The sequence below is a fragment of the Ancylobacter sp. 3268 genome (assembly GCF_031456575.1).
Classification (GTDB): Bacteria; Pseudomonadota; Alphaproteobacteria; order Rhizobiales; family Xanthobacteraceae; genus Ancylobacter.
Map to the genome: position 1 here is coordinate 1 of NZ_JAVDUX010000029.1, position 25,279 is coordinate 25,279.

12 protein-coding genes and 1 pseudogene are annotated in these 25,279 nt (G+C 60.1%); 6 read left to right on the plus strand and 7 right to left on the minus strand.

Features of this window, described 5'->3' with window-relative positions; translation table 11 throughout:
* Positions 1-101: 101 nt before the first annotated feature.
* Positions 102-583 (plus strand): annotated as a pseudogene (locus J2X65_RS25535) (IS481 family transposase); the annotation flags it as partial.
* Here the strand turns inward: J2X65_RS25535 and J2X65_RS25540 are convergent.
* From J2X65_RS25540 to galE, 6 genes are all read right to left on the minus strand, one after another.
* Complete coding sequence (locus J2X65_RS25540) at positions 580-2,088, minus strand: oligosaccharide flippase family protein (RefSeq protein ID WP_310207901.1); 1,509 nt, start codon at positions 2,086-2,088, stop codon at positions 580-582. The pseudogene J2X65_RS25535 and the gene J2X65_RS25540 sit on opposite strands and share 4 nt — an antisense overlap.
* 179 nt (positions 2,089-2,267) lie before the next feature.
* Positions 2,268-3,452: an acyltransferase gene (locus tag J2X65_RS25545; RefSeq protein ID WP_310207904.1), complete on the minus strand. Its 1,185-nt coding sequence runs from the start codon at positions 3,450-3,452 to the stop codon at positions 2,268-2,270.
* Positions 3,449-4,963: a hypothetical protein gene (locus J2X65_RS25550; protein WP_310207907.1), complete on the minus strand. Its 1,515-nt coding sequence runs from the start codon at positions 4,961-4,963 to the stop codon at positions 3,449-3,451. Before J2X65_RS25550 ends, J2X65_RS25545 begins: the two co-directional genes overlap by 4 nt.
* A gap of 346 nt (positions 4,964-5,309) precedes the next feature.
* On the minus strand, positions 5,310-6,029 hold the full coding sequence (locus J2X65_RS25555; RefSeq protein ID WP_310207910.1) for a sugar transferase: 720 nt from the start codon (positions 6,027-6,029) through the stop codon (positions 5,310-5,312).
* 243 nt (positions 6,030-6,272) lie between these two features.
* On the minus strand, positions 6,273-7,286 hold the full coding sequence (locus J2X65_RS25560) for a glycosyl hydrolase (protein ID WP_310207913.1): 1,014 nt from the start codon (positions 7,284-7,286) through the stop codon (positions 6,273-6,275).
* 243 nt (positions 7,287-7,529) lie between these two features.
* Positions 7,530-8,525: a UDP-glucose 4-epimerase GalE gene (gene galE / locus J2X65_RS25565; protein ID WP_310207915.1), complete on the minus strand. Its 996-nt coding sequence runs from the start codon at positions 8,523-8,525 to the stop codon at positions 7,530-7,532.
* Positions 8,526-8,995: 470 nt separating this feature from the next.
* Here galE and J2X65_RS25570 point away from each other — a divergent pair, with 470 nt between their 5' ends.
* From J2X65_RS25570 to J2X65_RS25585, 4 genes are read left to right on the plus strand one after another with little or no spacing between them, the layout of a single operon-like run.
* Positions 8,996-10,858 carry an amino acid adenylation domain-containing protein gene (locus J2X65_RS25570; protein ID WP_310207917.1) on the plus strand — a complete coding sequence of 621 codons (1,863 nt, stop codon included), beginning with the start codon at positions 8,996-8,998 and terminating at the stop codon, positions 10,856-10,858.
* Entirely contained in the window at positions 10,855-18,933 is an 8,079-nt protein-coding gene (locus tag J2X65_RS25575; protein WP_310207920.1) for a non-ribosomal peptide synthetase/type I polyketide synthase, read from the plus strand. Before J2X65_RS25570 ends, J2X65_RS25575 begins: the two co-directional genes overlap by 4 nt.
* Before the next feature lie 23 nt (positions 18,934-18,956).
* The gene (locus J2X65_RS25580; protein ID WP_310207924.1) at positions 18,957-21,494 is read left to right on the plus strand and encodes a condensation domain-containing protein; all 2,538 of its coding nucleotides are present in this window, start codon (positions 18,957-18,959) and stop codon (positions 21,492-21,494) included.
* 43 nt (positions 21,495-21,537) lie between these two features.
* Positions 21,538-22,668 (plus strand): hypothetical protein, encoded by a 1,131-nt coding sequence (locus J2X65_RS25585; RefSeq protein ID WP_310207927.1) that lies wholly within the window; start codon positions 21,538-21,540, stop codon positions 22,666-22,668.
* Here J2X65_RS25585 and J2X65_RS25590 read toward each other — a convergent pair.
* On the minus strand, positions 22,614-23,306 hold the full coding sequence (locus J2X65_RS25590) for a 4'-phosphopantetheinyl transferase superfamily protein (protein ID WP_310207931.1): 693 nt from the start codon (positions 23,304-23,306) through the stop codon (positions 22,614-22,616). The genes J2X65_RS25585 and J2X65_RS25590 overlap by 55 nt on opposite strands.
* A 735-nt stretch (positions 23,307-24,041) precedes the next feature.
* Between J2X65_RS25590 and J2X65_RS25595 the strand changes: the two genes are divergently transcribed.
* On the plus strand, positions 24,042-24,836 hold the full coding sequence (locus J2X65_RS25595; protein WP_310207934.1) for a response regulator transcription factor: 795 nt from the start codon (positions 24,042-24,044) through the stop codon (positions 24,834-24,836).
* Positions 24,837-25,279: the final 443 nt, after the last annotated feature.

A 25,279-nucleotide genomic window follows, 5' to 3' on the forward strand; every position in this document is an offset into this window, starting at 1 on the left:
CGCCCACAAATCATCCGGAAGCAGCTTCTTCACCATGAAGCCAAACTCAAGCCGACATGGTTAACAAACGGTTTTGTTAGGCGCTCTAAGGCGCCACGCGAGAAGCCCGGGCCTTCCTCGACGCCCTCGTGGCCGCCGTCCCCTATGAGATCCATACCGTTCTCACCGACAACGGCATCCAGTTCGCCGATCTGCCAAGGAACCTCGAGGGACCGACCGCAGGTGGCCCGGTCATCCCTTCGGCCGTGCCTGCCGGAGCCACGGCATCGCATCGTCTGACACAGCCAAACCACCCCTGGAGTGAGGAGGATCAGGAAATGGTCCGGTGGACCATTTCCCTGACGGACGGCCAGGTGGAGGGGATGAACCGGACGCTCAACGAGGCGACCGGCGCTATCGCTACGAGACCCATCGGCAGCTTCAGGACCACCTCGCTGCGTTCCTCGATGCCGACAACTTCGCTAAACGTCTGAAGACCTTACGCGGCCTCATGCCATATGAACCCATCTGCAAGGCATGGGCAGAACAGCCCGAGCGCTTCAGCCCTCAGCCAGACCACTTGACCTCGGGACTGAACAACTAGGTTTCCCCCGTGCGGGAACCGCGGGCACTCGTATTGCGCGTGCGGATCTCGTGGTGGATGATCCGACAGACTTTTCTCACCATCTCGAAGAGCAGGTCGACCTCGGCCTCAAGGGCATGTCCGGTCCAGCGGATAGTTGCGATCCAGACGATTACCGAGCCTATGCCGACCATGATGCCCTCGGCGATGGAGAAGTCGAAGTCAAATCCATTCAGTGCAACCGCCAGGAGCGGTACCAGCGCTGTCGTGGCTGCTGTTGCTGCGCTCTTGCGTAACGTGCAGGCCATTTCGATGAGGCTGAACGGTGCGTACAGGCGGATGAGATACAGCGAAAGGCCAGACTGGATACTGACGTTCAGAACGACGCCGAGTGCCAGGGCGGTCAGTCCCCATCGGGAGACAAACAATGCAATGATAATGCTCGACAAGAGGCCGACGAGCGAGGCGATCATCGCGTGGCGGATTCCCCCCGCCGCAGCCAGCAGTGGATAGGAGAGTACCGTCGGAAAACATAGGAGCAGGCCGAGCGAGATGATCTGTATCAGCGGGACAATGCTCACCCACTGCACGCCGAGCAATATCAGCACGGCGGGATGAGCGAGGCAGCTCAACAGAAGCAGGGATGGCCACTGGATCGCCGTGATGTAGGCCGTCGCCTTGAGATAGGCACTCGTCAGATCGCGCCCGGCCCGCGCTTCGGCCGCAAGGGCGGGCAGTGCGACCGGCATGAGGCCATTCAGAAGACACTTGTCGGGCAACTGGCAGACCATGACCGCGCGGCTGAACAGTCCGACCGCATTAAAGTCGATGAGGCGACCGATGATCAGTGACGGCACGAAGTCCTGAAGTTTCCAGAACACGCCCGCCGCGCTCGAATATCCACCGAATGACAATATCTCCCGCCACTCCGCGAGGCTGGGACGGAAAATCCGCATATCGCCGCGCAGCATAACGGCAAGTGCTGCCGTTACGCTGGCGCCGGCCCATATGCCCCAGGCGAAGCTCATATAGCTGGCGCCCATTACCGCGAGTGAAACCGTTACGAGGGCGATTGTCCCCGCACTGGCGACATTGATGATTGCCACGAGCTGGAACTGCATGTCACGGCGCAGGAGTGCCAACGGCGGTGCTGCGAAGGGGCCCATGAGCAGCCCAAGCGCCGTAATGTGAAGGTAGGACTCCAAGCCCGCCCTTCCATAGAACTGGGCGATCGGGCCTGCAGCCACCCACATGGTCGCCGCCACGGCCAGCGTCAATGTCAGCATAACCGTGAACGCGGTGCGCGCGGCAAGGTGCGTAGCCGATCGGGCCTGGACAAGATATCCGCTGGTACCAAAGTCCCTCAGGCATTCGGCAAACCCCATCGCTGCCGCTCCGATGACCGAATAGCCAAACTCCTCGGGCGTCAGAAGCCGGGCAAGCGTCGCGATCATGACGAAGTTCAGCGCGATGGAGATGTAGCGTTCGGTCAGGGAAAAGAGCAGCGCTCGTCGAAGTCCGACCATGAAATCCTCTCTTGCCGCGTCGGAGAAAACATAGAGCCATCTGCGCCGTGGATCGGCGGCGGAAGCCGTGGATAAAACCTAGCATTGACGGCCTTTGTGCCGTCCCGCATCGGCAGTAGCTGGATCGCCCCGAGAGACGAGCGGCTACGCCTTTGGGTGGTTTGCGCTGCCCAAGTGCCTTAGGTGGCGTCGCCCATTCGACGAGGGGCCTGTCGCAAGCGCCGATTTGCCCAGGCCATGATCGGCATCTCGAACCAGTGATAGGTGATGCTGGCAAACGTCACTGTGATGCACCAGACGACGACGAACAGGAGCAGTCTTGATGGTATGGCCAGCGCCGCATCGGCAGGGATCACAGTGGAGAACAGCACCCAGAGGACGAGAGCATGATAAAGGTAGCCGCCATACGAGACCCGCCCCACAAGCACCAAGGCTGGCCAAGCAAGTGGGCGTAAGAATTTCGGCCTGATCAGCGTCCACATGATGGCGCTGATCCAGATGAGATCGAGGGCCGTGTAAAGTACGGTCTCTCGGCCATTCCCCCAGAGGACGCCCGAGACGATATTGCGCAGGATGTCGACGCCCCTGGCGCCATTGGAAATGTTGATGCCAATGTAAGCGGCGACATAGGCTAGCATCGCCACGGCGGCGACCAGGGAAAAATACTGCACCATTTTTGGATGCGTCCGGAGCCATGACTCATGGCAGGCAACTAGCGCGCCCATGAGAAAGGCGTCGAACTGGGTGAAGGAACTCGCATAGACTCCGAACGCTACGAAGCCCGGGTCGGGAGACATCCGATAGAGAGTTGCCGACATCAGGTGGCGGATTGCCGGACCGGCGGCAATCAGTATGGTGGCAACGGCAAGAAATTGACGGCGCGGAAGGAGCAGGAACAAGAGTGGAAACACCAGATAGAACTGCTCCTCGACACTGAGCGTCCATAGCGGTCCGAAGGGCCCGTCGGGTGCCGGCCAGAATTGGAATATGGCTTGCCAGTTGAAGGTGAATGTCAGGAGGAACGGGATGTTCCGAATGCTTTCTGTCTGCCTGGCAAGGAGAAGTAGGCTCGATGCAAGTCCGAGATACAGGAGATAGACGGGAATGATGCGAAAGAATCGTCTATAGATGAACGTCAGGTATCGCATTCCTCCCGATATGGGCGGGTGCGCCCGATTCTCTTGAACCAGCCTTCGCGTGATGACGAAGCCGGAGATGCAATAAAACAACCATACGCCGGTCCAGCCGAAGGGGGCGATGCCACAGTGCTGTGCAATCACCATCGTCATGGCGATTGCCCTCAGGCCATCGATCTCATCCAATCGTTGCTCGCTGGAGGGGTTCTGCGCCCGGGCAGACATCATGTCGGTTGTCCTTGCGGGATGGAACCCGAGCGGGTGGACCCGTTGGACGGTTGGCCTGTCGAGAAGCATCGGCTGCGTTGCAGGTAGCGGCGACAGCCACCTAGCGTCGCCAAAGAGATGAAGAACAGGACGCCCGGATCGGCGGCTCCACCGCCTATGGTTGCGGCAAGCAGCAGGGTCAGGGCGGCGGCGCGCACGCTGTCATGAAGGGCAATGACGTGGCGGCGCTCGGAGCCGAGCGGAGCATCTCCCCATTCTCCGCGATGCGGCGGCCATGCGATCGTCGCCATCAAAAAGCCAAGCAACACCGAGCCGATCAGCCCGAGTTGCGACAATACGGCAATGGCCCAGCTGGAGGCGCGCGAACTGCCCAGTCCGATGCCGAACATCGACGTCGCGAAGAAGGAATCCAGGCTGCGCTGGTTCCAGTAAGCGCGTTCAATTCCCGATGCCGAGCTTGATTTCTCGAGAATGGTGGCGCGCAGCAACGTCTCCACCTTTGCGAAGGCGTCGTCATTGATCAGCACGATGGCAAGGATGACGGTGACGGCAATCAATACCGCCCCGAGCCAGATTGCATCCGTGTGCAGAAGGCGCCCGCGCAGCAGCGAACGTATGGCTGCCAGAAGCGCGACAAGTACAAGTACCGAAAGGCCTGCGTAAGCGGTGCTGGAGGTTGACAGGAGGGTGAGCGATAGCAGCACGATGGCCAGGATGAGAGCGTTGCCGGATCGCGTAGCTCTCCAATAGGTGAAGGAGAAGGCCAGTCCCGCCAGCGCGGCGGCTCCGAACGCCGAGGCCTCGGGATGAAGGCCGGCTATTCTCCAGAAGCCGGCATGTTCGGTTTCCGTGAGCAGGGCGTAGCCCGCCGTGCGGAGTGGGAGCATAAGATCTCCTCCGCCCGCTAGTTTCCCTGCGAGATCGAGGGCGCCCGCTGTGGCGTTGAGCCATGTCCAGAAAAAGAAGCCCTTCCCAATGGCCCGAAGAAGCAGGTACTCCTCGCTGTCCCTCTCCCGGGACTGCGGAAGGGTTTTTGCTCGCGGCGCGCTGGATCGCGCCAGCAACAAGAGGGTGAGGCCAAAGAATACAAGGCCCCCCAGGACGAAATATCCACTCTGTGCGATGTTGCCCGACACGGGCGCGAGCGGTACTTCCGAAACGAGCCCATCCACAGGAACGAACGCTCCCGTCATGCCGGCGAAAAGCCGTGGCAGAATGACCGCCGTTCCTGAGGCGTAGACGAGCAGGGCGAGCACGATCCACGCCGTCGGGCATTCATGAAATATGCGTGCGAGCTCGTCCGGGAGGCGGCGCCTCACCAAGATGGTAATGATAAGCACTATTTCGAGGGCAACATAGATCAAGGGGGTGCCCAAGCCGCCCAGGGACGCGATCGAGGTGCTTCCGAATGCAACAGACGCAATCAGTGCGACGATCAGCGATCCAGGGTGAGTTCGCCCAGCAGCCAATAATAGGATGCAAATTGCTGAGCCTATAATGAATGTCTGCACAATTTGTAAATCCTTGATGGTTTTGTATGTAATTTTGATTTATAAATTAATGGGCCGTACCAATCTTAATGTGGATATGTAATATGCTGAAATTATCAATATTATTTTGTATATTTATATTTGGCGTAGTTTCTGGATTTTTATTACGAGTGTATTTATTGATCCCGTTTAGTTTTCTTATATTGATTTCAGGATTTGCGTTTGGGATGTTGAGCGGCTTTGGTGTGTCGGGGGCGATGTGGCCCAGTCTGGTTTTGGTGGCCGTCTATCAGCTGTCCTATTTTGCGGGGGCCGTAGCTGACTCATTGCTTCGGCGCAAATAGGCGTTTCGCTGCGGCGGTGCGATTCAGGATGTTTGATGCGACTTCAGCATTGCTGGAACCGTGCGGACAATGATTTTCAGATCCTTCCACATCGACCAGTCGTTTACGTAGGCGGCGTCCAGGGCCACGCGCTCCGCATAGGTCAGGCTGCTGCGTCCGCTAACCTGCCAAAGGCCGGTCAAGCCAGGCCGGGATTGGAGGTATTTTTCAGCCTCTGTGCCGTAGAGCTCAAGCTCCTCCAAAACGATAGGGCGGGGCCCGACGCAACTCATGTCGCCTTTAAGGACGTTAAGCAATTGGGGGAGTTCATCGAGGCTCGACATGCGCAGGGCTCGACCGAGCCATGTGATGCGCGGGTCGTGTTTGAGCTTGCGGGATCGCTTCCATTCTTCTGCCGCTTCCGGGTTCTCTGAAAGGTAACGTGCCAGTGCGGCATCGCTGCCGACAATCATGCTGCGAAACTTCAGGCACTCGAAGGGGATGCCGCCGAGGCCGATACGGGCGTGTCTGAAGATGACCGGCCCGCCCATCGTGACCCGTACCAGGATAGCTACCGCGAGCATCGGTAAGGCAAGCGTCGCTATGGCAAGGGAGGCGAGGGCGATGTCGGTGGCCCTTTTGGGCCATCCTCCCGTGCATGTGCGGTTGTTTTGCCGGATTGCTGGAGGGTTGGATGGGACCTCCGTGGCGGGCAAATCGTGCTTTACGAGCGCAAGTGTATCGAGGTTGATCTGTACATTCATGATCGTTGTTTCCTCAACATCATTTGCTCTATTAATCATAACGTTTTTGTTGTTTGAATAAAACTAAATACTATAGAAATACATGTATTTTATGCATTTTATCTGGCGCTTATATTTAAGTTTTATATTATATGACTAAAATTAATTCTGAAATGAAGTGTTCGTAAATAAGCTATTAAGACGTAGAGAGAGGCGTGGGGGCTGATCGATTTTATCCATTTGGAGTGGCATAGTGGACGACATCTACCTGTGAGCGTCGGCTATGAATTCCTGCACCGCTAGAAAGGCTGGCTTCGGCTCCCCCGGCTGCCAGCCGCCGTCCGGCCCTGGGGCAAGAGTGTGCAGTCCCATGAACGCTTCGTAGCTGGGGGCCCAGTAGGGTTCGTCGAACAATTCGTAGATGTGGGCGGCCTCAACCTTGTAGAGGTCGCTTAGTTCTTCCAGTCGGTTCATCCACTTGATGAGGCCCTGCGCCTGTTCGGCGGTTCCGCCCTGACTGCCATAAGGGTGGTTGAATTCGGTGACCCAGATCGGCTTGCCGAATGTCGAGAGATGCTTGAACCCGGGCTCTGGATCCTCTCCATACATGTGCCAAACCGAGATGTCCCAGGCAATGCCGTCCTGGTGTAGCCGGTCGAATATGCCGAGATGGCCCCAACCCGCGGTCCCGATCGCGCGACGGGCCGACGGGTTTGACGCCTTCACCCCATCGGACAGGCCACGCAGAACCGCGGCCACTTTCACGTAGCGGGGACCGAAATAGTCAAGGGGGCCGACGCCCCCGGCGATTCCCCACTCGCAGGGATATTTGGTGCCATCGTCACGCATCTCGCACGGCCGGATCAGCGCGTAGTTTTCCATCTCATTGCCCAGCTCCCACACACGCACTGTACCGTCGAAGCGCATGGCGAATGCCGAGGCCAGTTCAAAAGCCGCTTTGTACAGTTCCTCCACGTCCTGTTCGTCGAACTTGGTAGGCAATATAAGGACCGGAAGTATGGTGATCCGGCGCTTTCTGCCCGCTTCGATGAGGGCGCTGAGGCGATCCATCTGTTCAGTCGAATAGATGTCGACGCGATACGAGCGCATGCCGAGTTTTTCGACCAGATCGAGTTGCTGGTCGATGGTGACGCCGGAATAGGAGACGATAGGGTGTCCGTTGACCCCCCAATCGATCTCCGCCCAGCAGGGGGTGTAGAGGCTGAAGGATACAAGAAGGGTGAGGAGTATCCGATAAGCGGCGCCGACCCTGGGCATGCGTGGCCTCAATGTCGTTTCGATCACGGAGGTACGGTATGCCAAAACTCGATTTGGGAAGACTGTACTTATGTGTCGGGTTCGGGCGAGCGTGCCACGATCATCCTATGCGCCTTGCGTCAAGGCCACCATTGGGGCAGTGGCATGAGCGTCCGATGTCGACCAATTGTCGTGTGTTGCCGATGGATGCGACACGAGGCCTGACCGACGGCGATGTGGATTCTGCCGTTGGGCGGGTGAGGGTCAGTCGGCATTGGCCACTGGCCACTCGAGGCTGGAATATGCCAGCCAGGCATCGGAGATCATGAGTTCCAGTGAGGAGCGCTTTGGTGTCCACCCAAGCTCGACCGCTGCGCGGGCGCTTCCTAATACCAGTTTGGCAGCATCTCCGCGCCTGCGTGGACCGATTTCGACGGGGATTGGTCGATTGGTAAGGCGCCTCGCTCGCTCGATGACTTCGCGTACTGAAAAACCCTTGCCGCTCCCCAGGCAGAAAATGCGGTTGCCTTTTCCGGCTTCCAGCCATTTCAGACCCAATATATGGGCGTCGACCAGGTCGCTTACATGGACGAAATCTCGGATGCAGGTGCCGTCGGGAGTTGGGTAATCTTCACCGAATACAGTCAACGCGGAGCGTTCGCCTGAGGCGACTTCCAGAATGATCGGAATCAGATGCGTCTCGGGATCGTGAAACTCCCCGCATTCGGCATCCGGATCGGCGCCCGCCACATTGAAGTAGCGAAATATAACGGATCGAAGACCATAAGCATTTCCGAAATCACGAATCATGTCCTCAATCGCTCTCTTTGAGGACCCATAAGCATTGATCGGAGCTTGTGGAGAATCTTCTTCCAGAACGACGCCGTCTTGATCGCCGTAAGTGGCGCATGTGGAGGAAAATATAAAATCGAGACATCTTGCGTGAACGGCGGCTTCGATGAGCGTCAACGACGAAATAACATTGTCTCTCCAGTATTTTCCGGGATCTCTGACAGCCTCGCCGACCTGGCTAAGCGCGGCAAAATGCATGACAGCCTGCGGTTCCCAGCGGGCGAATACCTCGTCCAATCTCGCTCGATCACGCAGATCCCCCCTTTCAAGAGGGCCGTATTTGACGAATTGCGCCCAGCCTGTAGAGAGGTTGTCATAAGTGATTGGGTTGTATCCCGCCGATTTTAGTGCCTTGCAACAATGGGATCCTATGTATCCAGCGCCGCCAGTGACAAGTATATTCTTCATAAATTGATTCCATTCAATTAAAGTTGAATGATATTATTATCAAAATATAATCATATTATTATTTTTAATAATATGTGTCGCATTGAAATACGGTATTTAATTATTGATGTTAATATAAATTACTCAATTTTGGTAACGGTTGCATGAGATATTTCAGATGCGTAACTTAACTATGGCAGCTCGCATTTTATGCGAATGTTATACGTGTTGATTTTAGCGGTATAAATTTGATGGTTGCCTGCCTTTCGGTATGTCGCGATCGGCGAGGGAGCTGAGCTGACGGTGCCGGAGTGCGATCGATAATCTTTTGGTAGTAGGGCCTCGTCTCAAAAGAGGTAGCGATATCGTCGTTTTCGACGGTGCCACTTCGCGGCGCAGCAGGAAGACTTGACGTCTGTCCGCCGCTTCCACGTATCCGGGCGGAAGTTATCTGGAAATCCAGTATACTTCATTGTCGTCATAGGTTTCAAATGTCCGTTTTCAATCGCGAATTCACGGTTCATGGTGTCTTTCGGCGACAGGCTTCCGCCTCGCCTTCCGCCGTCGCGATAGGCGAGGCAGACACCACCTATAGCTACGAGAACCTCGAAAGCCGATCGAACAGGCTGGCGCGCTATCTGGAAGCTCGCCATGTCCAGGCCGGTGATCGTGTCGCGCTTCTGACCGAGCGTTCCGCCGACACGATTGCGACTATGCTTGCCATATTGAAGACAGGCGCCGCCTTTGTTCCACTCGATCCGGCGTATCCCGTATCGCGCCTTGCCGGAATGCTTCGTGACGCTGCACCGGTTCTGGTCATCGGGCGCGCATCGCTGGCGCATGACATAGCCGACGCGGCCGGAGATGGCTTTATCGACCAGGCGGTGGCTCTCGCTGCCGCTGAACTGTTCTCGGCCGAGCCGCTGTCGGAGCGCGCTGACGCCGGAGATCCGGCCTATGTGATGTACACGTCGGGTTCTACCGGTCGCCCAAAAGGCGTGGTGGTGCCGCATCGCGCTGTCGTGCGGCTGGTCCGCGGGCAGAGTTATGCGCGGTTCGCGCCGGACGAGGTGATGCTCCACCTCGCGCCGCTCGCCTTTGATGCCAGCACGTTCGAGATTTGGGGAGCGTTGCTTAACGGCGCCCGGCTCGCCGTTGTCCCCGGTGCCCAGCCTTCTCTGGACGATATTGTAGGGGCCATCTCGGCTTATGGCGCGACGACTGCCTGGTTCACAGCGGGGTTGTTCCACCTCCTCGTTGATCAGAGGCTGGAAGGATTGCGGCCCCTTCGCCAGATACTGACAGGCGGCGACGTCGTGTCCCCCATTCATGTGCGGCGGGCGCGACAGGTGCTGGCGGACTGCCGTTTCATCAACGGCTATGGACCGACCGAGAACACCACCTTCTCCTGTTGCCATCTGATCGAGAGGGATGAGCTCGGGCCACTGCCGATAGGCCGACCTATCGCCCACAGCACGGCCTATGTCCTCGATGACGAATTGCGCCCGCTGCCCGAAGGCGAGAAGGGGCAGCTTTGCGTCGGCGGGGAAGGGCTTGCCCTGGGCTATCTGAACGCGCCGGAGATGACGGAGGAAAAGTTTCGCTTCGTCCCGTCGGTTGGCGAGCGTCTCTATCTGACGGGCGATGTGGTGCGTCGGCGCCCAGATGGAGTGTACGAGTTTTTCGGGCGTGCCGATCAGCAGGTGAAGATCGACGGCAAGCGGATCGAGATCGAGGAGATCGAAACCGCGCTGCGCAACCAGTCCGACGTGGCCGACGTTGCCGTGGTGGCCAGTGGCGATGCCGGAGCCAAGCGCCTCGTCGCATTCATAAAGCCGGCTCCGCAGGCGTCGCGCGAGACTCTCCTCGGCTCGATCGGCGATCGGCTGCGCCTGACTCTTCCAGCCTACATGGTGCCGTCAGGCTTCCGGGTGGTCGAAACCCTGCCTTTGACGGCGAATGGCAAGATCGACCGGACGCAGCTCACGAATATGCCGGAGGATGCTGCATCGACCGCTACGGCCATGCCGAGGACGGCTCTGGAGGCGGCGGTGGCCCAGATCTGGGGCGAGGTCCTGAATCTCCGTCATGTGCCGCGCGACGTCAGCTTCTTTGAGCTTGGCGGCACCTCACTCAGATTGATGAACGTGCACGCTCGCCTGCCCAGCCTCGGTCGGGCGCCGCTCCTCCTCGTGGAATTGTTCGACCACCCAACCGTCGCCAGCCTTGCCGCCCGGTTGGAGGCAGGTCCTGTGTTGGATGTGCGACTGGAGGTGGAGGCGGCCGCACGCGCGGGCTCCCGGCAGGCCGCACTCCGGCGCATTCGGGAAGGCCGTCTGGGGAGGGCATCATGAAATCGCATGTTTTCGATGCAGCGAATGATGACACCCTGCGCGAACTCCTTGATCTTGGCGCCGTCGCGATCGTCGGTATGGCCGGCCGCTTTCCCGGCGCCGGCTCTGTCGAGGCGTTCTGGGAAAACCTACGCCGGGGCGTCGACAGCATTACCCATTTCGGGCTGGAGCAGATCGACGATACCTTCGGTGACGAGACGCACCGGGATCCGAACTATGTGGCGGCCCGGCCGATCCTTTCGGACATAGACCAGTTCGATGCGCCGTTCTTCGGCATGCACGCGCGGGAAACGGCCCTGACCGATCCCCAGCATCGCGTGCTGCTGGAGTGCGCCTGGGAGGGCCTCGAGGACGCCGGCCACGATCCGGCAGCCTTTGCCGGCGCAATAGGCGTATTCGCTGGCTGCTCGCTCAACACCTACTTCCTCCGCAATGTCTGCGCCGACCGACGGGTGATCGAAACCTTTACCGATGAGTTCCAGGTCGGGCAGTACCCGTTGCTGGTCGGTGCGGGTCACGATTTCCTCGCCACGCGCATTGCCTACAAGCTGGGGCTGCATGGCCCGGCCATGACCGTCGCCAGCGCCTGTTCGACGTCGTTGCTGGCGGTGACGCAGGCTGTGCAAAGCCTGCAGACCTACCAGTGTGACATGGCACTGGCGGGAGGCGTGTCGATCTCGCTCCCACAGCAGCGCGGCTACATGCACCAGGCCGGAGGTATGGTCTCGCCGGATGGACGCTGCCGTCCGTTCGACGCGGCTGCCGGCGGCACGGTATTCGGCAGCGGCGCCGCGCTTGTGGTGTTGCGGCGGCTGGAGGATGCGTTGGCCGACGGCGATCAAGTCTATGCCGTCATACGCGGCTACGGCATGAACAACGATGGAGCCGACAAGGTCGGCTTCACGTCGCCGAGCCCGGAATGGCAGGCCCGTGCCATCGCCTCGGCGCATCAGCAGGCGGGGATCACCGCCGACAGCATCGGCTATGTCGAGGCGCATGGCACCGCCACCCCGCTGGGCGACCCGATCGAATTCTCGGGCCTCGCAAAGGCGTTCCGCGCCACGACGGATCGCCGCGGTTACTGTGCCCTTGGATCGGTCAAGGCGAATGTCGGCCATCTCGATGCCGCCGCCGGCGTGACGGGACTGATAAAGACGGCACTGGTCCTGCGAAAGGAAGAAATTCCACCTCTGCTGCATTTCGAGCGGCCCAATCCCGAAATCGATCTGGGCTCCAGTCCGTTCGTCGTCGATCGGAAGCCGAGGAGTTGGCCGGCGGGAACGACGCCGCGCCGCACCGGCACCAGCGCCTTCGGCGTAGGTGGCACCAATGTGCATGTCGTGATGGAAGAGGCGCCACGGCTTCAACCCCGTGCCGACGCTGTCGAGGGCAAAGCCTTTGTCTTTCCGCTCTCGGCGCGTAGCGATATGGCGGTGGCACAGGCCGGGGCGGCGCTGGCCGATCACATCGAGCGCATGCCGGCACTAAGGCTCGACGATGTCGCCTACACCCTGCAGGCGGGGCGCCGTGTCTTCGAGCGCCGCTGGGCCGTCGCGGCCAGCTCTCGCGACGAACTGGTCAAGAAGCTGCGCGGCGGCGCTACCATTGGCAAGGCTGCAGAAAAGCGGCCGATCGTCTTCATGTTTCCCGGTCAAGGCTCCCAGACCTGGAACATGGGGCGGGGCCTGTATGAGACCGAACCGCTGTTTCGTGAGCTGGTCGATCGCGGTGCGGCCTGTGTGCAGGAGATCACCGGCACCGATATCCGCGACCTGCTGTTCGCCGGGGTTGAGCCGGGAGATCCGAACCCGCTCGATGCCACGATCAACACCCAGCCGGCCCTGTTCCTCATTCAGTATGCGACCGCCCGGTTGCTGATGAGTTGGGGCATCAAGCCCGACGCGATGGTCGGCCATAGCCTTGGCGAACTGGTGAGTGCGGTGCTCGCCGGCGTCTATGAGTTCGAGGATGCGGCGCGTGCCATCGCGGAACGCGGACGCCTCACCTATGCTCAGCCGCCCGGCGCCATGCTGTCGGTCCGGTTGCCGGTCGAGGCGCTCGAGCCGCTGCTTCCCGAGGACGTGTCGATCGCGGCCGCGAACGGGCCACGGCAGAGCGTCGCCTCCGGCCGCCCCGAGGCAATAGATGCGTTGCAGGCGACGCTGCAGGGGCGCGGCATCGCCTTCCAGCGACTGAGGACCACGCACGCCTTCCATTCGTCGATGATGGAACCGGTGATGGAGCCGTTGGTGCGACGGTTCAGCGCCATGTCGGCCCGCGCGCCCGATATCCCCTATGTTTCCTGCGTCACGGGTACATGGATCGACACTGGTCGCCCGGTCGCCGCCGAGTATTGGGGGCGTCAGTGTCGCGCGCCCGTGATGTTTGCCCGCGCACTCGAAACGGTCGCCGAGCTCGACCGGCCTATCCTGATCGAAATCGGCCCTGGGCGCACTCTGACGAACTTCGCGCGTCAGACGCTCGATAAGGAGCGGTATAGCGCCTTGCTCACCAGCTTTGGTGTCGCCGGCGAAGAGACTGCCACGCTTCGTGACGTCGTCGCCGTCCTGTGGAGCTGTGGTGTGCAGCCCAATTGGAAGGCTGTGACGGGGCCCGATTGCCGACGGATCTCCCTGCCGACTTATCGTTTCCAGCGCGAAAGGTACTGGATCGATCCTCCTGCGTCGAGCTCCACCATGACGCCACCGACGCCGCACGAGCCGCTACAGAGCGACACCGTGTCGTCCCAGCATGTCGATGTTCCTCACAATGGAAACCTGTCCATGGCCGATGCTGCCGAGCCGCTCCTTTCCGCAATGAGCCGCGCTACCGAAGTGGAGAGCGAGCTTGTCGCCGTTCTCGAGGATCTGTCCGGGGAAAAAATCCCTGCCTCGGAACGCCACGCTTCCTTCCTGGAGTTGGGCTTCGATTCACTTTTCCTCGCTCAGGTAGCAACCCGGGTGCAGCAGACCTTCAAGGTGCCGATCACTTTCCGGCAGTTGCTCGCCGATATTCCCACTGTCGCTGATCTGGCGCGTCATCTTGCATCCAGCATGCCGACTATGCCCCCGGCATCTGCGCCAGCAAAGGCGGTGGCGGCACCCGCCGCCGCACCGCAACTGTCGCTCATTGTGCCCGCCTCTCCGCCAGCCGCGGTCGCTTCGCCGGCGCCTCAAGCGCCGGTCGTCGGTGCGGCGGCGCAAGTAGGCAGCATGGCCGATCTCTTCCGCCAGCAACTCGATGCCATGCAGAAGGTGATCAACCAGCAGATCACGGCGCTGCAAGGCGGTCCCGCGAATGTCACGGAGGCCGTGACGGCTTCCGCGCCTGGCACTGCGGCTCCCGTCGTTCCCGTGGAGCCGGCGCCCGCGGCCCTTCCGTCGGCCTCGCCGGCGCAGGAAGCGTCGGAAGAGCAGCCCATGCGCTTCCAGGTGTATCGTGCGGCAAAGCCGGCACCGACCGCACTGACCGCCGAGCAGAAGGACTTCATTGCGGAACTGTCGGATCGCTTCAGCAAGCGTGCCGCTGGCTCCAAGGCCTATACCCAGCGGCATCGCGAGGGCCTCGCGGATCCGCGTGCGGCGGCCGGCTTCCGGGCGGAGTGGAAGGAGACGGTTTTTCCCATCGTCTGCGCCCGTTCCAAGGGCCCCCACATCTGGGATGTTGACGGCAATGGCTATGTCGACCTCGTCAACGGCTATGGGCAGACTGCCTTCGGTCACGCGCCAGATTTCGTGTTGGAGGCGGTCGCCAGACAGATGGCGGATGGCTTCGCCATTGGGCCGCAATCGCCGCTTGCCGGCGAGGTGGCCGACCTCGTGCGCGAGCTCACCGGCAACGAACGCGTGACGTTCTGCAATACCGGTTCGGAGGCGGTGATGGCCGCGATGCGCGTGGCGCGCACCGTCACCGGACGCAACCGGGTCGTGCTGTTTGGCGGGGGCTATCATGGGCAGTTCGACGAGGTTCTCGTCAAGGGCGGCAGCCTCACCGCTCCGCCGCGCGCGCTGCCTGTTGCGCCGGGTATCCCGACCGGTTCGGTCGGCAATATGGTGGTGCTGCCCTATGCTTCACCCGATAGCGTTGCCTGGATCAGAGCCAACGCCGACCAGATTGCGGCGGTGATCACCGAGCCGGTGCAGAGCCGACATCCCGGGCTGGTGCCGGTCGACTTCCTGCGTGAGTTGCGCGAGATCACCGAAAAATCGGGTACGGCCTTCGTACTCGACGAGGTGGTGACCGGCTTTCGTACTCATCCCGGCGGCATGCAGGCGGTGCTCGGCATCCGTGCCGACATGGCGACTTATGGCAAGGTGATCGGTGGTGGTCTGCCGATCGGCGTGCTGGCGGGATCGGCGCGATTCATGGACGCGCTCGACGGAGGCCAATGGCGTTATGGCGACGAATCCGTCCCTGAGACGGCCCCGACGTTCTTCGCCGGCACTTTTGTGCGCCATCCACTGGCGCTGGCGGCGGCTCGCGCGGTGCTGTTGCATCTGCGCGAGGCGGGGCCGGCCCTGCAGCAAGGGCTTACCCAGCGGACCGCAGCGCTGGCGGGGCGGATCAACGCCGATCTCGAACGCCGCGGGATCGCGACGCGGGCGGAAACCTACAGCAGCTGGTTCTATCTGAACTTCCATGAGGAGGATCGGTTCGGAGCGCTCTTCTTCCCCTATGCCCGCTCGATCGGCCTGCACATCCAGGATGGTTTCCCGAAGTTCCTCACCACCACTCACGGCCAGGCGGAGATCGAGGAGATCGAGCGCATCTTCTCGACCAGCCTCGATGCGCTGCAATCGGTCGGCATCCTGTCCGGTAAGGATCGGCTTGCCGATACCCACCGCCCGGTGGCGGTTCCCGCTGCCCCGCCGACAGCCGCTCCACCTCAGCCCGAGCGGCTGCCAGATCGCATCGTGCCGACCGAGCCCCAGCGCGAAGTCTGGCTCGCCGCCCAGGCCGGCGACGCGGCTTCCTGCGCGTTCAACGAATCCGTGAGTGTGCGTTTCAACGGAGCGCTCGATGCGGATCGCCTCGAAAGGGCGCTGCAAGCGGTCGTGGCGCGCCATGACGCCCTGCGGGGGCGCTTCGAGGCGAGCGGCGAGCATTTCATCGTCGATGACGTCCTGACAGTGCAACTCCAGCGGATTGATGTGAGCTCCGCTGCTGACCCGGAGGCCGAGCTGGCTCTGGTCCTTGCTGACGATGCCGCAACGCCGTTTGATCTTGTCGCCGGTCCATTGCTGCGGGGTAGGGTGGTGACGCTCGCACCGGAGACGCATGTTCTGGTGCTGACCGCGCATCACATCGTCTGCGATGGCTGGTCGATGAACATCATTCTCGACGAGCTCGCCCGGCATTACACGCACGACGGCCATCAAGGCATTGTCGACCTGCCGGCGCCGATGCCGTTCCGCCGTTACGCCGCGCGGCAGGCCATGCCCAGCCGACGCCGCGAGGACAACGAAACATATTGGCTTCGCCGGTTCGACAGATTGCCGCCGGACGCGGAGCTGCCGTCCGACCGCCCGCGTGCCGCGATGAAGAGCTTCGAAGGCAGTACGTACCGCACAGCCATCGACGCCGATCTCTACCGCGCGGTGAAGAAGGCCGGCGCCCGACAGGGAGCCACGCTGTTCACCACCCTTGCCTGCGCTTTCCAGATCGTCATGTGGCGTCTGACCGGCGAGGCGGATCAGGTGGTCGCCATTCCCACCGCAGGCCAGAGCCTGGTGGAAGGGGGCTCGCTGGTGGGGCACTGCGTGAACTTTCTGCCGCTGCGTACGATGGTCGATGGTCGCGCGTTCGCGGGAGACCTCTTGAAGTCGGTGCAGAAGGAGATGGTGGAGCTCAACGAGCACCAGGACTTCACCTTCGGCACGCTCGTGCGCGAGCTGCATCTGCCGCGCAATCCCTCGCGACTGCCCTTGACCCAGGTGCAGTTCAATCTGGAGAGATTGGGTGACGCGTTGGATTTCGGAGGGCTGGAAGCCCGTGTGGTCCCCAATGCCAAGGCCTTCACCAATTTCGACCTTTTCCTCAACGTCATCGAGGGGCCGGAGGGGCTGCGTCTCGATTGCGACTACAATACCGATCTGTTCGACGAAGGGACCATCGCCCGTTGGCTGTCGCATTTCGAGCAGATGCTGCGCTCGCTGGCGGATGACGCGGCGCGGCCGGTGAACGAACTGCCCATCCTCGATCCGGCCGGCCTGCACTGGCTCGCCACCACGCTGAATGCCACTCGGCAGGATGATATCGATTTGCGCTCGTTGCCTGATCTGTTTCGGGCGCAGGTGGCTCGCACACCCGGCGCCACCGCGGTGCGCTGGCACGAGCGTGTCTTGTCCTATGCGGAACTCGATCGCGCCTCCGACGTCCTGGCGGAACGGCTGCAACGGCTCGTGCCACAGGCGGGCGGGCGGATTGGCCTGCTGGTGAAGCGATCGCCCGATCTCGTCGCCGGCCTGCTCGCCATCATGAAGGCCGGCCATGCGTTCGTGCCACTTGATCCCGAGCACCCGGACGCACGGCTCCGGCTTGTCGCCGACAAGGCCGAACTCGATGCGCTGCTCAGCGACGATGTGCGGGCGGCCGATCTGGTCTCCGGTCTGCCGCTGATCGACCTGTCGGTCGCCATCCCGGTCGAAGAGGCGGAAGTCGGCCTGTTTCCGGTGATCTGGCCGCGGGACAGCGCTTATGTGATTTTCACCTCCGGCTCAACAGGAACGCCCAAGGGCGTGGAGATCAGCCACGAAGCACTGGCGAACGTCTTGTGGTCCTTTGCCCGTCGTCCCGGCTTTTCCGCCGGGCAAACACTGCTGGCAGTGACCACCGTATCCTTCGACATCGCCATTCTCGAATTGTTCCTGCCCTTGGTCACGGGGGGCACTGTGTTGATCGCCGACCGGGAACAAGTGCGGAGCGGCTTTGGCCTGAAGGAACTGATCGACGTCGAGCGACCTTCCCACATCCAGGCAACGCCGTCGCTCTGGCGTATGCTGCTGGAGGCGGGTTTCCGCCCCTATGACGGCCTGACCATGCTCTGCGGCGGCGAGCCGCTGCCGCGCGACCTCGCCGAACAGCTGGGGGGTGGTGCTGGCGCGTTGTGGAACGTTTACGGACCCACCGAAACCACAATCTGGTCCAGCGCGGGCAAAGTTACGCCGGGAGAAGATCCCATAACCATCGGCGAACCTCTGCTGAACACCCAGTTGCACGTTGTCGATGTCAGTGGCCGTATCGCGCCGATTGGTGTTGCAGGCGAACTGATAATCGGTGGCAAGGGGCTGGCAAAGGGATATTTGGGCCAGTCCGAGTTGACCGCCAGCGCATTCCGTTCGGAGAGCCCGGCGGGGGGCGTGCCGGCGATCTTCTATCACACCGGAGATTTGGCCCGGAGACTCCCGGATGGGCGTCTCCAGCATCTCGGTCGACGCGACCTGCAGATCAAGCTGAGGGGGTTCCGTATCGAGCTCGAAGACATCGAAAGTGCGGCTCGCTGCTGCCAGGGCGTCGCGGCGGCAGCCGTCGCTCTTGTCGGCGAAGGCGTGAGCGCGCGGCTGGTCGGCTACTATGTCGAGCAACCGCGTGAGACTCTGCAGTCTGCCGACCTGCAATTGCAGATGAGCCAGCTGCTGCCCGATTATATGCGGCCGGCGCACTGGATCCGGCTCGATGCCCTGCCGCTCACGCCGAATGGAAAGCTCGACCGCAAGGCGTTGCCGAAGCCGGATGCGGGCGTGCCGGCGGCCGCGCGTACCGTACTGCGCCCCCGCAACGCGACCGAGCAGGCTTTGGCCGAGATTTGGGCCGAAGTGCTGCAAACGGAGGACATCGGCGTCGAAGACAACCTGTTCATGCTGGGGGCGGACTCTATCCAGGTGTTTCGCATCGCTGCGCGCATGCTGGGGCGGGGGCTCGGTCTCGAGGCCCGGCACCTCATGCAGTACCCCACCATCGCGGAACTCGCACAGGTTGCCGACGAGATGGCCCGCCGCGGCCCGGTATCGGCCGCTCCGCCCAAGCTAAGCAGCTTCCGTCGCACCGCCGCACATGCGGCACCCGAGATCGGCTGAGCTGCGCGGTGGAGACGAACATCATGGAACAGGTCGCAATGATCGTGGATAGCGGGTCGGAGGCGCTCCGCTTTCCATGTTCCTCCTCGCAGCAACGCTGTTGGTTCATCGACTCGCTGGACCCCGGCAGCGCGGCACTCAACGTTGCTCTGCGCTGGGAATTGACCGGAATCGTTACTGACGAGACTGTCGAAAAGGCTTTCAATACGATCGTCGAACGTCACGAAGTCCTTCGAACGCGTTTCGTCGAGATCGACGGCGAGCCCGTTCAGGAGGTGGCGTCGGAATTGCGCCTCAAACTGTCTGTCTTCGATCTGCGGCATCTGCCGGAAGACCGGAGGGAGGGCGAGGCTCGCAAACTAGCTGAGGTCGAGGCCCAGAAGCCTTTCGACATTCACCAGCTGCCATTGATCCGCGTGACCCTGGTGCGACTGGCCGATGAGCGGGCAAGCCTTCTTTTGACCGTGCATCAGATCGTGTTCGACGGCTGGTCTATCAGGATCATTGCCAATGAGTTCGGCGAGATCGCGGCAGCTCATGATGCGGGACGGGTGCATCCGCTCCCGGAACTGCCGCTGCAATATGGCGACTATGCTCGATGGCAGAGGGAGTATCTCGCGGTCGAAGCGGTGAAACATGAGCGCTATTGGCACGAACAGCTCGTAGGAGCGCCCTATCTGGAGGTCCCGGGGGACTTCGAGAAGCCGGCCCGCGCCACGCATCACGGCATCATCCTCGCGGAAATGCTTTCGCAGGAAGCGAGTGAACGGATGGAGGAGGCGGCCCGGCAGCTCGGTGTCACGCCGTTCGCGCTCGGCTGCGCGGCGACCGTCGCGCTGATCAAGCGGCTGACCGGGCGCACCGACATCATCCTCGGCACCCAGATCGCCGGGCGCGACGAGACCGATCTTGAGCCACTGATCGGCGTCTTCATCAACAATCTGGTGCTGCGGGTCGATACGCGGCATGTTCGCAACTTCTCGGAACTGCTAACGCGCACGAACGAGACCGTGCGCGACGCCCTCGTGCACCAGCAGATGCCGTTCCACCGCCTGGTCGAACTCCTCAATCCGCCGCGCGATCCAGCCCGTACACCGCTGATCTCCGTCAATTTCACCATGCTGAAGGAGGTTCTTCAGTATCGGCAATATGGACGGTTCCGATTGCAGGGCGTGCCATCGCTGTCGGCGGGATCGCTTTATGACCTGAATTTCTTCGTGGTGAAGTGGCGCGATGGCTGGCGCATGGCCATGGAGTACAATCCCGACATCTTCCGCGAGGATACGGCCCGCGCTTTCGTGTCGCTCTGGCGTACCGCCTTTGAGCGAGCGATCGCCGAGCCGGTTTTTTCGTTGGACGAACTGGTTCCGCCGGAACGCAGCGCACCGGTGCCTTTAGCCTCCAAGGCGCAGGAGGTCGATGGTTCTCCTCCCTCTCAAGTTGCCGATCCCGTCATCGAGGCGGCCTTGGCGGCAATCTGGGAGGATTTGCTGCAGAGCGGGCCTCTCACCTCCGACGCTGATTTCTTTGCGCTCGGAGGGCATTCATTGCTTGCCATCCGGATGCTCGCGCGGGTGCGGGAGCGGTTTGGGCAGCGCATCGACCCGCTTGTTCTGTTCGATGCTCCGACACTCGGCCAGATGGCATGCCGCCTGAGTGCCGCCGTCAGCCCAAAAGCCGTGGCGCCGTCTGTCGGCGAGGAAATCAAGCCCTGGAACATCGTGCCGATCCAGCCGCACGGGAGCGAAGTCCCGGTCATCGCCATCAACAACACGCTGGCCTACTACAATGTTGCGCGCGCGATTGGTACCGATCGTCCCTTCATCGGCATTCAGCTGTTCGACCCGAATACGCCCCACGAGTTGGAAGAGCGGCCCTTGGTCGATGTGGCGCGGGATTATGTGAGGGTGATCCGCGCCGCTCGTCCGGAAGGGCCCTATGTGTTGTTCGGGCTCTGCGTCGCCGGCGCGATCGCCTATGAGGCCGCCTGCCAACTCGAGGCTGAGGGAGAGGTCGTTCCTCTCGTCATCCTGGCCGACACATGGCGGCCGGGCTACCTCGCCGAACTGCCGGCCCGACAGCGCGCTGCCTTCCAGCGCGCCTATCGATGGCATGTCCTGAAGCATCATTACGCCCAATGGTCCGCCGGGCAGACGGAAATGGCGGATGTGCTCGCCAGCTATCCGAGGATTCGCCGGACCGGGATTCTAAGAGCGGCGGTGCGGTTGGGGTTAATCGAGGATCGTTCGTTCAATCAGGAGGATTGGGGAAATCGTTGGTTCCTTCCCGTCCTGGAGCGCGCGCGAGATGCCTACAGGCCCGGAGCTTTCGGTGGCCGCGTGGTGCTGCTGCGCAGTGAGGAAATGATCGGCGGTGGGCTCGGCGACGACATGGGCTGGAGCACGGTGCTCCCGCGACATCCGGATTTCCATTCCATTCCCGGTTGGCATGCGGGGATGTTCCAGGGCGAGGGTGCGCAGGTCATAGGACGATATCTGCGTCCCCGGCTTCGGGAGGTTTCGATGACGTTTCTGTCGCCGTCTCGGCAAGCGGCCGAGTGACCGTTTCGTGCTGGATCGTCCACGGGAGCGGGCGCGAGGTTGGATGCGAGCCTCATATTGGCGATGGGTTGGCGCCGCGCTGGCGCTGTCCGTCGCCGTCACCATCGCGCTGTCCATGGCGGGCGAGGAGATGAGCAGGTCCGTCGGCGGGCGGATCGCCACCATGGCGTCATCCCTCATCTCTCAGTTGCGCAGGAGCATGGAAGCGGCAGAGCGCGGCGTCGTCCATCAGACACTGGTCCTCGAGCAGGGGGCAGGGGGCCACGCGGCTCAACCCATCACCATCGACGTTTGGCGCGCTTGGGTTAAGCAGGGCGACTTCTCTGACGTGGGAGGCAGCGAGACGGCGCTGCTTCTCTATACGCCGGGTTCGGGAAAGCAGCGGACCGACAATGCGACGACAGCGGCAGCGCTCGCTCGGCTCGGCTATGTGGTTGTAGCGCTTGATGACGTTGAGCAGGCGCCCGAGTTGGTCTCCGCCGGCGTGAAGCCGTTGCTCTTCGATTTCACCTCCGAGGCGGCCTACAAGCTCACGCTGGACAGTGCGGACGAGAAGGTTCACCAGCAGGCGTTACGGCTGGTGGAGGTTCTCGATCGACTGGCAGAACTCCGGCGGCAACCCGACAGGCCATCGTGGCTTGAGACGGTGTCGCTCGATCGCGTCGGTGCATTTGGGTGGTCATTGGGAGGTTCGACGGCGGCCGAAGCGAGCGTGCTGGATCCGCGTATCATTGCTGTCGCTAATCTCGATGGCTGGCTTTTCGGGCGGGCCGCCTATGGAGCGGTGAGAGTGCCCTATCTTGTCATGCTGAGCGATTTTCCCCTTCCAAGCGACGCCGAGCCGGATGATGCCACTCCAGCACGTCGTTACGAGACTCTTCTCACCCGTCGAGATCTCACGGAGGAGTTTCGGCTCGTTCAACGTCCGGGGAGCCTGGGAATCCGCCTGGTGGGGGCAGTTCACGAAAACCTATCCGACTTCGCATTGGGATTAGGTTTTTGGCGGAGCTGGCTGCGCGCGGATCCCGTTCGGACGAAGGCGACAATTGACGCCTGCCTGGCGGCATTCTTTGACCATCATCTGCGCGGGAGGCCCCCGGCGGGATGCCTCGATGAGAGTTATATCGCCGACGGCGTCCAGCGGTTCAGGACCATTGAATGGCCACGTCCATAAGCTGCGAGGGCTCCGACGTAGCCGGCCGCGGGAATGAAATGGAAAAGCTCCCAGATCACCGACATGTCGGACTCGCTGGCCGGCCGCAAGAGGCGCGGCTCGCGACCGAAGTCTGGCGTGACGTCGCAGATCTCAGGCGGTTGAGCCAGCCCTAGGCCAAGCGCTTTGATCATAGCTTCCTTCCGCGTCCAACACCGATAGAAATGGGTTGGCGCCTCGTGCTCCCCACAATGGCTGAGTTCAGCATACTCGGAAGAGGAAAGGGCCAACTCTGCAACGGCGGGCTCAATTGGTACGATCCTTTCCAAATCGACTCCCACGGGAAAACCATTTGCCACTGCTAGAGCACCGACACCATCGGAATGGCTGAGGTTAAATTCCAGGTGCCTGTGTCCCTTCAGCGAGGGTTTGCCATGCGGGTTCCGAATGAAGGCCAACGTTTCCGGACGCTCGCCGGTCGTCTTGCTCAGAACGTGGCGTGTTATGCCATGTGCGGCGGTAAAGCGGTCACGGTCCTGCTTGCGTAAGAGGCGTACGCGCCTCTGAGCTTCGTCGGTGGAAAGCCAAGAGTTGAATTCCGTGAGATCTGCCGCGGTACGATCCAGTTCGAAGATCCAGACCGTGATCTCGCTTTTCATGTTGCTCCCTCATGAAAATGGCAAGCCGGATATGCCGATCTCGCAAATAGGGCGGCTACTGCGGGCTCTCGTTCCTGCAGAACGAAGGGTTGAGCGCCAGATCATGCAGGTCATCCATAGATATCCGCCATATCGAAGCTTAATGCAGGGGGGCAACCATAAGGGCTGAATTCATTTTATCAATTCGGATTTATCTATATCAAAAATTGGTATTACCGATAAAAACAGGATCAATATTCAGTGGCAGAAACAATATCCCCGTATGTGGTGATAAATAAATAAGGACCTACAATAAAGCTAAATAACGGCTTATTATTATTCTAATTTCGTACATATATGTATTTTTACATATTAACAATATCAAAAGTATCTGATCGATATAAAAATATATCAAATTGCATAGTTTCCCCGGCTGCTGGAGGTGTGCGTTCTGTCTTGGTTCGGTGCCCTTGACGTATCGATGAAGGGGCGCCGCGGTGATTGTTAGGAGGTGCTATAGGACGGGGCATTTCAGAGGTGGGAGGTTCACCGCCACGATCCACCTCATTTACTTTTAATCTAGATCTATTTTCGGATAGGATGTGGACCTAGGGTTGTCTGGTGTCCCATGAGAGGTTGTGGTGGAATGTGGGTTTCGATTGATGCGGAGTGAGTACGCCGCTTGCTCAGAGGTAAAATATAACGGGGATGATGGTGCGCATGGATCAAAATCATGCGCCGTCAGGGAAGTGAATCATGGAAAAAGGAAGCTTCGATGCTTCGCTAGCGAAGGTACCTAGGTTTTTAGAAATGTACCCTAAATCTCTGATTGAGGGCGATATAGGCAGTGAGCCATCAAGTGATGGACAAGGGGGGGATGTCAATCGAGAAAAGAACATTGTTGCTCTGATAGAATCAAGAAGACTTATTGGTCAATGCCTATCTATTGCTCTCTATTCTGTAGATAGGACGACAGAATTTAACGTATATGGAAGCATATCGGACTGGATTATTTCAGATGATGTTCAATATACGTCCATGATAATAATATCTGTTTCCGATAAATCCAGTGATGCTGGAGATGGTATGGAAATCAGCAAGGAGGTTGCGGAATTAAAATTCCACAAGCCTTCGATGAAGTTTGCCATTCTTTCGGATCAGGAGGCTCCTAAGCATGTGCTGAGTGCGATGCAGAGTGGTGCTCAGGGTTATATTCCAACAAGCATTTCAATCGAGGTTATCGCACAAATACTTAATCTTATCAGATTTGGAGGAACGTTTGTTCCGGCAAATAGTTTAATGGTTATGGCTAGTTTGCCATCGGAAGTTGAAGGCCCTCAGTCGGGAGATAGTCGAATATTTACTTCAGAGCGACAATTAATGGTTGCAAGAGCTCTACGAAAGGGGATTCCAAATAAGGTTATAGCCTATCAATTGAATATGCGTGAAAGTACTGTAAAAGTTCATGTTAGAAATATAATGAAAAAATTGAAGGCAAAAAATCGAACTGAAGTTGCTCTTCTTGCAAGTCAAATGTTTCCTGATGATTAATTTGAATAATTAGTCAAAAATTGAACTATTTTTGTCGATTTTTGTCCTGATTTCATAGGTGGATGGGAGAAAATTGACGCGGCATCTTTTCCCGGTGGGTGATCGAAACGGAGATCAGAGGGGCGACTTGGGCGTCGTGTCTCTCCGAGGATAAGCCGAGTCCGCTGAGCAGGGCTCGGATGAATGAAATGCCGGCTTCTCCGTGGTCGTTGTTTAATCCCGGAAAGTGATGGAGCCTCATTGTCGCCATCCGAAATGCCGCCCTTTGGGCTGGGTTCTGCGCGGATAGGTGAGAAGGCATTGAGCATTCATCGGCCGAAGACGCAGGAGCCGCGAGCCCGCCGCCGCATAAGAGCGCCTAACAAAACCTCGTGCGGGCCCTGAAAGCGATGATGGCGGCGGCGATTGTGAGGAAAGCGCGATAGAGGTCGGCGTGGCGTTCG